Origin of the sequence: Hamadaea sp. NPDC051192, assembly GCF_040682475.1 — a bacterium.
GTDB classification, from domain to species: Bacteria; Actinomycetota; Actinomycetes; order Mycobacteriales; family Micromonosporaceae; genus Hamadaea; species Hamadaea flava.
This window is the reverse complement of sequence record NZ_JBFBAZ010000209.1, coordinates 1-9,897: the sequence shown is the minus strand read 5'-3', so window position 1 is coordinate 9,897 and position 9,897 is coordinate 1. Positions and strand designations below refer to the sequence as shown.

At 71.4% G+C, this 9,897-nt stretch carries 8 protein-coding genes and 3 pseudogenes; 10 read left to right on the top strand and 1 reads right to left on the bottom strand.

Going from position 1 to position 9,897, the window contains the following annotated elements; translation table 11 throughout:
• Positions 1 to 780, bottom strand: a pseudogene (locus tag AB0M47_RS40280) (hypothetical protein); the annotation flags it as partial.
• On the opposite strand from AB0M47_RS40280, the gene AB0M47_RS40275 reads away from it, so the two are divergent.
• The 10 genes and pseudogenes from AB0M47_RS40275 to AB0M47_RS40230 all read left to right on the top strand — a co-directional run.
• Positions 745 to 1,836 (top strand): Replicase polyprotein 1ab, encoded by a 1,092-nt coding sequence (locus AB0M47_RS40275; protein WP_363423629.1) that lies wholly within the window; start codon positions 745 to 747, stop codon positions 1,834 to 1,836. The pseudogene AB0M47_RS40280 and the gene AB0M47_RS40275 overlap by 36 nt on opposite strands.
• A gap of 12 nt (positions 1,837 to 1,848) precedes the next feature.
• Positions 1,849 to 2,649: pseudogene (locus AB0M47_RS40270) on the top strand (HAD-IIA family hydrolase); the annotation flags it as partial.
• A gap of 125 nt (positions 2,650 to 2,774) precedes the next feature.
• A complete protein-coding gene (locus AB0M47_RS40265; protein ID WP_363423627.1) occupies positions 2,775 to 3,446 on the top strand; it encodes a phasin family protein in 672 nt (223 codons plus the stop codon).
• Positions 3,443 to 3,655, top strand: coding sequence for a hypothetical protein (locus AB0M47_RS40260; RefSeq protein ID WP_253762291.1), 213 nt, complete (start codon positions 3,443 to 3,445; stop codon positions 3,653 to 3,655). Before AB0M47_RS40265 ends, AB0M47_RS40260 begins: the two co-directional genes overlap by 4 nt.
• Positions 3,656 to 3,665: 10 nt before the next feature.
• Complete coding sequence (locus tag AB0M47_RS40255) at positions 3,666 to 4,505, top strand: TlyA family RNA methyltransferase (protein ID WP_363423625.1); 840 nt, start codon at positions 3,666 to 3,668, stop codon at positions 4,503 to 4,505.
• Positions 4,498 to 5,385, top strand: coding sequence for an NAD kinase (locus AB0M47_RS40250; RefSeq protein ID WP_363423623.1), 888 nt, complete (start codon positions 4,498 to 4,500; stop codon positions 5,383 to 5,385). Before AB0M47_RS40255 ends, AB0M47_RS40250 begins: the two co-directional genes overlap by 8 nt.
• Positions 5,386 to 5,463: 78 nt before the next feature.
• Positions 5,464 to 7,206 carry a DNA repair protein RecN gene (gene recN, locus AB0M47_RS40245; protein WP_363423621.1) on the top strand — a complete coding sequence of 581 codons (1,743 nt, stop codon included), beginning with the start codon at positions 5,464 to 5,466 and terminating at the stop codon, positions 7,204 to 7,206.
• Positions 7,207 to 7,567: 361 nt separating this feature from the next.
• Positions 7,568 to 8,746, top strand: a complete 1,179-nt coding sequence (gene steA / locus AB0M47_RS40240) for a putative cytokinetic ring protein SteA (protein ID WP_253762295.1) — start codon at positions 7,568 to 7,570, stop codon at positions 8,744 to 8,746.
• An 11-nt stretch (positions 8,747 to 8,757) separates the two neighbouring features.
• Positions 8,758 to 9,687, top strand: coding sequence for a copper transporter (locus AB0M47_RS40235; protein WP_363423619.1), 930 nt, complete (start codon positions 8,758 to 8,760; stop codon positions 9,685 to 9,687).
• Position 9,688: 1 nt separating this feature from the next.
• Positions 9,689 to 9,897 (top strand): annotated as a pseudogene (locus AB0M47_RS40230) (hypothetical protein); the annotation flags it as partial.

Genomic DNA, 9,897 nt, shown 5'->3' with positions numbered 1-9,897 from the left:
GGCGGTTTCCGTGGTGGCGACCGCGATCGTGGCGGCTATGGCGACCGTGGCCCGCGCCGCGACTCTGGCGACCGTCGCGAAGGCGGCTTCCGTGGCGGTGACCGTCCCCAGCGTGACGGCGGTTTCCGTGGTGGGGACCGGGATTCGCGCGGTGGCGATCGTGGCGGGTTCCAGGGTGGACAGCGCCGTGAGGGTGGCTTCCGCAGTGACCGTCCGCAGCGTGACGGTGGCTTCCGTGGTGGAGACCGTCCCCAGCGTGACGGTGGCTTCCGTGGTGGGGACCGCCCGCAGCGCGACGGCGGTTTCCGTGGTGGCGACCGCGATCGTGGCGGCTATGGCGACCGTGGCCCGCGCCGCGACTCTGGCGACCGTCGCGAAGGCGGCTTCCGTGGTGGCGACCGTGACGGTGGCTTCCGGGGCGGGGACCGTGACGGTGGCTTCCGTGGCGGCGACCGCGAGGGCGGCTTCCGTGGTGGGGACCGTGATGGTGGCTTCCGTGGCGGCGACCGGGGTGGCTACGGCGACCGTCGCGAAGGCGGCTTCCGCGACCGCGAGGGTGGTTTCCGCGACCGCGGCGAGCGCCCGGTCCGGGACGGCGAGGGCGCCGAGGGCGAGACGCGTACCGAGGCTGGGTTCACCGAGGGCGGGTACGCCGAGGGCCGGGAGCGCCAGCAGGGTCCGGAGATCCCCGAGGACATCCAGGCTGACGAGCTCGACACCGAGATCCGCGCCGAGCTGCTGACGTTGGCGCGTCCGGTCGCCGAGCGCGTCGCCCGGCACCTGGTGGCCACCGGCTACCTGATCGACGAGGACGCGCCGCTGGCGCTGGAGCACGCCATCGCCGCCCGTCGGCTGGCCTCCCGGATCGCCTCCGTACGCGAGGCGGTCGGGCTGGCGGCGTACCGGGCTGGGGAGTGGCAGACCGCGATCTCGGAACTGCGCACCTATCAGCGGCTGACCGGGCGGCAGACGCATCTGGCCGTCCTCGCCGACTGCGAGCGGGCGCTGGGCCGGCCGGAGAAGGCCGTGGACATGTTCCGCGCGGCCGACCGGGCCAAGCAGGGCCAGACCGAGGCGATCGAGCTGCTCATCGTGGCCGCCGGCGCTCGGGGCGACCTCGGGCAGAAGGACGCCGCCGTCGCGATGCTCCAGGTTCGGGAGCTGACCTCCGACAGCGGCGAGCCGTGGGCTGCCCGGCTCCGGTACGCGTACGCCGACGCACTGCTCGGTGCGGGGCGTACCGAGGAGGCCCGTGAGTGGTTCTCCCGGGCGGCCGAGACCGACGAAGAGGGCGACACCGACGCGGCCGAGCGGCTGCTCGAACTCGACGGCGTCAACCTGGAGGACGACGACCAGGAAGACGACGAGGACGAGGACGCCGAGGAGTCGGGTGAGGACGAGTCGGACGACGACGAGTCTGATGAGGACGACGAGGACGAGTCCGATGAGGACTACGACGACGACGAAGACGACGACGATGAGTCCGATGAGGACTACGACGACGAAGACGACGAAGACGACGACGAAGACGACGAAGACGACGACGAAGACGACGAAGACGGCGACGAAGACGGCGACGAAGACCGCGAAGGCGACGAGGAAGACGACGACGAGGACTCGGACGGCTACGACGACGAGTCCGATGAGGACGATGAGGACGACGAGGACGACGCGGTCGGCGGCGAGAACAACGGCATCGACTCCCTCGCGGACGAGCACGACGACGAGATCGACGCCGATCTCGACGCGGATGCCGACATCCCGGCTGCCGAGGTCAACCGGATCGACGACCGTCCGGCCGCCGGCCGTGACGAGTCCGGCGATCAGCGTCCCTGATCGGCGCGGCGAATGAGCGTGGCTTCGGCCGGTCGCCTGGTCGACGCGTACGACCTGGTCATCTTGGACCTGGACGGCGTCGTCTTCCTCATCGACCGGCCGATTCCGGGCGCGGTGGAGACCATCGGCCGGTTGCGGGCCGACGGCGTACCCGTGATGTTCGCGACGAACAACGCCTCACGCCGAGCGGCTGAAGTCGCGGAGCTGTTGTCCGGCATGGGTGTGGCCGCGAGCGCCGCCGAGGTCTTGACCTCCGCGGGCGCCGCGGCCGCGACCCTGGCCGGCCGGTTCCCGGCGAACGCGCCCGTCCTGGTGGTCGGCGCGGACGCGCTGCGGGACGAGGTACGCGAGGCCGGGCTGAGTCTGGTCGAGGGCGCGGACGACAAGCCGGTGGCGGTCGTGCAGGGTTACGGGCCGGACGTGGGCTGGCGGCAGCTGGCGGAGGCGTCGCTGGCGATCCGGGCGGGCGCGCTGTGGGTCGCCACGAACACCGATCGGACCCTGCCGAGCCCGCGCGGGCCCTTGCCGGGCAACGGTTCCCTCGTGTCGGTCATCGCGACCGCGTTGGATCGCAAGCCGGATCTGGTGATCGGCAAGCCGGAGCCCGGTCTGTTCGAGGCGGCTTCCCGGCTGACCGGCGCCCGGCGGCCGCTGGTGGTCGGCGACCGGCTGGACACCGACATCGCGGGCGCGCGCCATGCTGGGGTCGACAGCCTGATGGTGCTGACCGGGGTCAGCAGCCGCGCGGACATCGAGCAGACCCCGCCGGAGCTGCGCCCGACGCACGTCGCGGACGATCTCACCGCCCTCTACGCCGTCACGTCCAACACCGAACGGTAGTTTGGTTCCTGTTGGGCGGCTTCCGCCGTCCACCCATGGACTTGTCGCGCCTGCCGTCCCGGGCAGAACGGCGGGCGCGCGGACGAAGGGAGCGGGCGATGGCCGAAGCATGGCGGTCGTACCTCGAGATGGCCTACGGGCTCACCAAGACCTCGCGGAAGAAGGCGGAGAAGGCCGTCCGCGAGATCGTGGGCAAGGGCAACGCCAAGGCCGGGGAACTCCAGACGATGGCCGAGGATCTGATGGCCAGCGCCGACGCCAACCGCAGCGCCATCACCAAGCTGGTGCAGAGCGAGCTGGACAAGGCGCTCGGCCGGGTCGGCCTGGTCAAGGCGGAGGAAGTCACCGAGCTGCGCGAGCGGGTGGACGAGCTGGAGGCCAAGCTGGCCGCCGTTCCGGCTACTGCCGCTGCTTCGGCTTCGGCTCCGGCGAAGGCTGCTGCGGCGAAGACGGCTGGGGCGAAGGCTGCCCCGGCGTCGAAGGCTGCCCCGGCGTCGAAGGCGGCTCCGGCCAAGGCGACGGTCGCGAAGAAGACGGTCGCCAAGAAGACCGCCGCGCCGGCCAAGGCGGCTGCGGCGACGCCGGTCGAGACGGTGCTCGCCGAGGAGGAGAAGCTGGGTCCGGCCAAGGCTGAGCCCGCCAGCCCGGCCGCCCGGAAGACGACTTCGGCCTCGGCTGCGGCGAAGAAGACGGCTTCGGCTCCGGCGAAGAAGACCGTCGCGAAGAAGACGGTGGCCAAGAAGGCGCCCGCCAAGAAGGCCACTTCGTGACCTCGGCCGAGCCGGACCTCGAGCCCGACTTCGAGCCGGACCTCGAGCCGGCTGGCGGCGCGCCCGGCGCGACCGGCCATCGGGCCGTCGACGCGGCGCTGCGGTCGCTGCAGAACGCCGCCGAGCTGCCCGTGGGGGAGCAGATCGCGGCGTACGAGGCGGCGCACCGCACCCTGCGGGAGACGCTGTCCACCATCGACGACGCCTGAGCGGAGCACCATGGCACGACGACTGCGCCTCGACGCCGAACTGGTCCGCCGGGGGCTCGCCCGGTCTCGGGAACAGGCGGCCGCACTGGTCGAGGCCGGCCGGGTAGAGGTCCGCGGTCAGGTCGCTCGCAAGGTGGCGGCCATGGTCGACACGGCGGATCCGGTACGCGTGACGGGGCCGGAAGTCGGCGACGAGTACGTGTCGCGGGGCGGCCACAAGCTCGCCGGCGCCCTGGACGCGTTCACCCCGCGGGGGCTGGCCGTCGAGGGGCGGCGCTGCCTCGACGCGGGCGCGTCCACCGGCGGGTTCACCGATGTGCTGCTGCGCCGGGGTGCGGCGCACGTGGCGGCGGTCGACGTCGGCTACGGGCAGATCGCGTGGTCGCTGCGGACCGACGAGCGCGTGACGGTCATCGAGCGGACCAACGTGCGTACGCTGACGCCGGACGCGATCGGGGGGCCGGTCGAGCTGACCGTGGCCGACCTGTCCTTCATCTCGCTGCGGCTGGTGCTGCCCGCCCTGGCCGCGTGCACCGACGGCGATCTGGCCCTGATGGTGAAACCGCAGTTCGAGGTCGGCAAGGAACGCGTGGGGGCCGGCGGTGTGGTCCGGGATCCGGCGTTGCGCGCCGAAGCCGTGGTGGACGTCGCGCGTACCGGGTGGGATCTTGGACTGGGCGTCGCCGGAGTGGTCGCCTCGCCGCTGCCCGGCCCGTCGGGCAACGTCGAGTTCTTCCTCTGGTTCCGCAAGGGCGCACCGCCGGTCGACCCCGGGGAGGTCGCCACGGTGGCCGGTGTGTCACATTCGGAGGTGTCGGAAACAGGCGGGGAGGGCGGCGCTGATGGCTGAGCGGCGGGACGCGCTGCTGGTGACCCATACCGGGCGCAAGGACTCCACGGAACACGCCCGGACGGTCGCGACCGACCTGCTCGCGGCCGGCTTCGGCGTACGTGTCGTGGAGGAGGAGGCCGAGGATCTCGACCTGCCCGGGGTGACCCCCGTGTGCGGGCCGGAGGCGGCCGCCGGGACCGAGATCGTCTTCGCCCTCGGCGGCGACGGCACGTTCCTGCGAGCGGCCGAGCTGGCCCGTCCTTATGGCGCTCCGCTGCTCGGGATCAACCTGGGCCGGGTCGGCTTCCTCGCCGAGGCCGAGATCCACGACCTCGACCAGGCCGTCCGGGACGTCGTCGCCCGGGAGTACACCGTGGACGAGCGGCTCACCCTGGACGTGACGGTCGAACTGGGCGAGATCGAACTCGCCTCGTCCTGGGCGCTCAACGAGGTCAGTGTCGAGAAGAACGCCCGGGAACGGATGCTGGAGCTGCTCGTCGACGTCGACGGCCGGCCGCTGTCGCGGTACGGCTGCGACGGTGTGGTCTGCGCGACGCCGACCGGGTCGACGGCGTACGCGTTCTCGGCGGGCGGCCCGGTGGTCTGGCCCGAGGTCGAAGCCCTGCTGCTGGTGCCGATCAGCGCGCACGCGCTGTTCAGCCGCCCGTTGGTGACCGCGCCCACGTCCACGTTCATGATCACGGTGGAGCCCTACACGACCGGCGCGCTGCTGTGCTGCGACGGCCGCCGGACGGTCGACCTGCCACCGGGCGCCCGGGTCACCGTCCGTCGAGGAGAGCTGCCCGTACGCGTGGTCCGGCTGCGGCCGCGCCCGTTCACCGACCGGCTCGTGGCCAAGTTCGAGCTGCCCGTGGTCGGTTGGCGCGGTCAGGCTTGAGCTCGTTCACCTGCTGTTATCACTGCGCGCGACGCCCGGCGGGTGACACCGTCGTACGCCTGAACTAATCTCTGTGTCGTGCTGGAGGAGTTGCGCATCACCGGCCTCGGGGTCATCGAGGACACGACTCTGCCACTGACCCGTGGCATGAACGTGATCACCGGTGAGACCGGTGCCGGCAAGACTATGGTCGTGACCGGCCTGGGGCTGCTCTTCGGCGGCCGGGCCGATGCCGGGCGGGTGCGGGCCGAACCGGGCCGGGCCATCGTGGAGGGCCGGCTGCGGCTGCCCACCCAGACCGCCGCCGCGGTCGCCGCCCGGGTGGCCGACGCGGGCGCGGAGATGGACGACGACGGCAGCTGGCTGCTCAACCGCACGGTCACCGTCGAAGGCCGCTCCCGGGCGCATGTCGGCGGGCGTTCGGTGCCGGTGAGCCTGCTCGGCGAGATCGGCGAGCAGGTGCTGGCCGTGCACGGGCAATCCGACCAGCTGCGGCTGCTGCGGCCGGCCGAGCAGCGCGGCTCGCTCGACCGGTTCGCCGGTCCGGAGCACGAGAAGCTGCTCACCGAGTTCCGCGAGCTGCACACCGCGTGGCGCCGGGCCGAGGACGACCTGGCCGACCGCCGCCGCAACGCCCGCGAACGCAGCCAGGAAGCCGATCTGCTGCGGCTCGGGCTGGACGAGATCACCCGCGTCGACCCGCAGCCCGGCGAGGACGACGAGCTGCGCATCGAAGCCCAGCGCCTGGAGCACTCCGAGGGGCTGCGGACGGCTGCCAGCACGGCGCATCACGCGATTTCCAGCGAGGACGAGGCGGAGGACGCCAACAGCCTGCTCAACGCCGCCCGGCGCAGCCTGGAGGCGCAGTCCACGGTCGACCCGGTGCTCGGCGAGCTGGCCGCCCGGCTGGAGGAGGCCGCGACGCTGCTGGCCGACGTCTCGGTCGAGCTGTCCACCTACCTCGCCAGCCTCGACGCCGACCCGGACCGGCTGCAGGCGATCTACGAGCGCCGCGCCGCGTTGCGTGCGCTGACCCGCAAGTACGCCGACGACGTGGACGGGGTCATCGCCTGGGCCGACCGGGCCCGGACGCGGCTGGCCGACCTCGACGTCTCCGACGAGGCGCTCGAGGAGCTGGACCGGGAGCGGCTGCGGCTGGCCGGTGAGGTGGCGGTCGCTGCCGCGAAGGTGCGCGCCGCCCGGATCGCCGCCGCCGGCACCTTCGCCGAGCAGGTCACCGTGGAACTCGCCGGGCTCGCCATGCCGCACGCCCGGGTCGAGTTCGTCGTCTCGGCGCGTACGCCGGGGCGGGGTGAGCCGGCGCTGGTCGTCGACGGCGAGGAGGCCGGAGTCACCGCGGACGGGGCGGATGAGGTCGAGCTGCGCCTGATCGCGCATCCGGGCGCGCCCGCGTTGCCGTTGCAGCGGGGCGCTTCCGGCGGTGAGCTGTCCCGGGTGATGCTGGCCATCGAAGTGGTCTTCGCCGGGGTCGGCGGCCCGCCGACGCTGGTCTTCGACGAGGTCGACTCGGGTGTCGGCGGCACCGCCGCGGTCGAGATCGGCAAGCGCCTGGCCCGCCTCGCGCGCAGCCACCAGGTGTTGGTCGTCACGCACCTGCCCCAGGTCGCCGCGTTCGCCGATCGGCATCTGGTGGTGGCCAAGGACACAGGTGGGGCGATCACCACGAGCGGCGTACGCGTCGTGGAGGAGACCGAGCGGTCGCGGGAGCTGGCCCGGATGCTGGCCGGTCTGCCGGACAGCGACCTCGGCATCGCCCACGCCGAAGAGCTGCTTGCCGTGGCGGCCCGCGAACGCGGATAACCGCCTCACCGCAGGGGTTCCGGCGAATGCGGCTGTTTCGCCGTGCTCGCCGTTGGAAGAGCGCACCGATGAGGTGAGCAACGCTGTGGCGCTCTCGTACGCCGCTCTCTGCGGCTCCGTCATGATCAAGGGAACTTCTGTGGCGTCATAGCGACGCAGAATTGACCCTGATCATGAATGTGCCCTGGCGGCAGCGTCCGGCGAGCACGCAAAGGCGGCATTGCGGGCATAGCGCTCCGCGTGGGGATCAGACCGTCCATCCCGAGTGGGTCACTCTGCCCCCGATGAAGAACCCCAGCGCAGTACCGTGATCAGCATGTCGAGTAGGCGATCACGGAGCTGGCATGCCAGGATGGCCCCGATGCGTCTACCCACCTTGCGCCGGACCCGGGGCGCCGAACCGGGCACGATCATCGGCACCGCACGGCTCGACCGACGGACCAAACGGCTCGTCGGACGGCTACGCGCGGGCGATCTAGCGGTCATCGATCACGTCGACATCGACCGCGTCGCGGCCGATGCTCTGGTCGCGGTGGGCGTCGGCGCGGTGCTGAACGCCAAGCCGTCGATCTCCGGCCGCTATCCGAACCTCGGCCCGCAGGTGCTGATCGAGGCAGGCGTACTGCTTCTCGACGATCTGGGCGAGGGCGTCTTCCAGAATGTCCGCGAGGGCGATGAACTTCGCATTGAGGGCAACACCGTCTTCCTCGGTGACGAGCCGGTCGCGCATGGCATCCGGCAGGACGCCGAATCGGTGGCCAAGTCCATGGTGGACGCCCGGGAGGGCCTGTCCGTGCAGTTGGAGGCGTTCGCCGCCAACACCATGGAGTATCTGAAGCAGGAGCGGGATCTGCTCCTGGACGGCGTCGGCGTGCCGGAGGTCGCGACGCAGGTCGCCGGCCGGCACTGCCTGATCGTGGTCCGCGGCTACGACTACAAGGCCGACCTCGACGTGCTGCGGCCCTACATCCGTGAGTTCAAGCCGGTGCTGATCGGGGTGGACGGCGGGGCGGACGCGCTGGTCGAGGCGGGCTACACACCCGACATGATCATCGGCGACATGGACTCGGTCTCCGACGACGTGCTGCGCTGCGGCGCCGAGGTGATCGTGCACGCGTACCCGGACGGGCGGGCGCCGGGCCTGGCCCGGATGCATCAGCTCGGTGTGCCGGCGATCACCTTCCCGGCCGCGGCGACCAGCGAGGACATCGCGATGCTGCTGGCCGATGAGAAGGGCGCTTCGCTGATCGTGGCGGTCGGCACCCACGCGACGCTCGTCGAGTTCCTCGACAAGGGCCGGGGCGGCATGGCGTCGACGTTCCTGACGCGGCTGCGTATCGGCGGCAAGCTCGTCGACGCCAAGGGCGTCAGCCGGCTCTACCGGCAGAGCATCTCCGGCTCGTCTCTGCTGCTTCTGGTGCTGTCGGCGATCGCCGCGATGGCGGCGGCAGTGGCGGTCTCCACCGTAGGTAAGGCTTATCTCGCTGTGGTCGCGGAGTGGTGGGACAATCTCATGTTCCAAGTGCAGCGGCTGTTCTAGGGATACGGATCGTGATCAACTTCAGGTACCACGTCGTGTCGCTCACGGCGGTCTTTCTCGCGCTGGCCATCGGCCTGGTCGTCGGGACGGCGGCGCTCAACGGGCCGGCGGCCGATGCCCTGAATGAGACGGTGAACTCGCTGCGCAAGTCCAACAGCCAGCTCCGGGATCAGCTCGACGGGCTGGCGGTGGAGCAGAACCGCAAGGACGACTACGTCGCCGAGTCCGCTCCGTATCTGCTGACCGGCAAGCTGACCTCGCGCCGGATCGTCATCGTCGTGATGCCGTCCGGGCGGGAGTTCGTCGACGGCGTCACCAAGCAGTTGGGTGTCGCGGGCGCGAAGGTCACCGGCACGGTGGCGTTGAACGACAAGTTCACCGACCCGTCGAACGACAGCGAGCTGATGGAGCTGGCGGAGAACGCGTTGCCGCCGAGCGTCCCGGCCACGGCGCTGCCGTCCAGCAGCGACGCCCAGGAGCTGGCGAGCACGCTGCTCTCGGCGGTGCTGATGGACCGCACGCCCGCCGTCACGACGGCTGACATGAACTCGGTGCTGACCGCGTTCAACAAGGCCGGTTATCTCAGCGTGGACGGCAAGGTCAGCGGGCCCGCCGAGGCGGCGGTGATCATCTCGGGCATGCCGTACACCGACACCTCGGCGTCGGACAAGAACAGCAACGTGCAGACCACCGTGGTGCAGTTCGACAAGGCCGGTCCGGTCGTGGTGGCCGGGGTCCTCGGCGGGGACGGCAACGTCATCTCGGCTGTGCGCGCGGATCCGGCGTTGGTGAAGTCCGTGTCGACTGTGGATGACGCCAACACCGCGCAGGGTCAGGTGGTGTCCGCGCTGGCGACCTGGGAGCAACTGGTGGTCGGCAAGACGGGACAGTACGGCGTCGGGTCCGGCGCGACCACGTTGATGCCGAAGATGCCCGCCTGACATGGGAATCGGGCGGATGCTGGGCCGGCTGGCGCTGGCCGGTGCGGGTGCGGTGGCGGCGCAGGGCATTCAGCGCGCGCTGCGGGCTTCGAGCCTGTCGAAGGATCTCGAGCGGACGAACTTCCGGGGGAGCACGGTCAACCTCGCCGCTCTTCCGATCTGGGCCGAGATGATGTGCCTCGACGCGCTCGTCGGCCGGCCCGTGCCGCT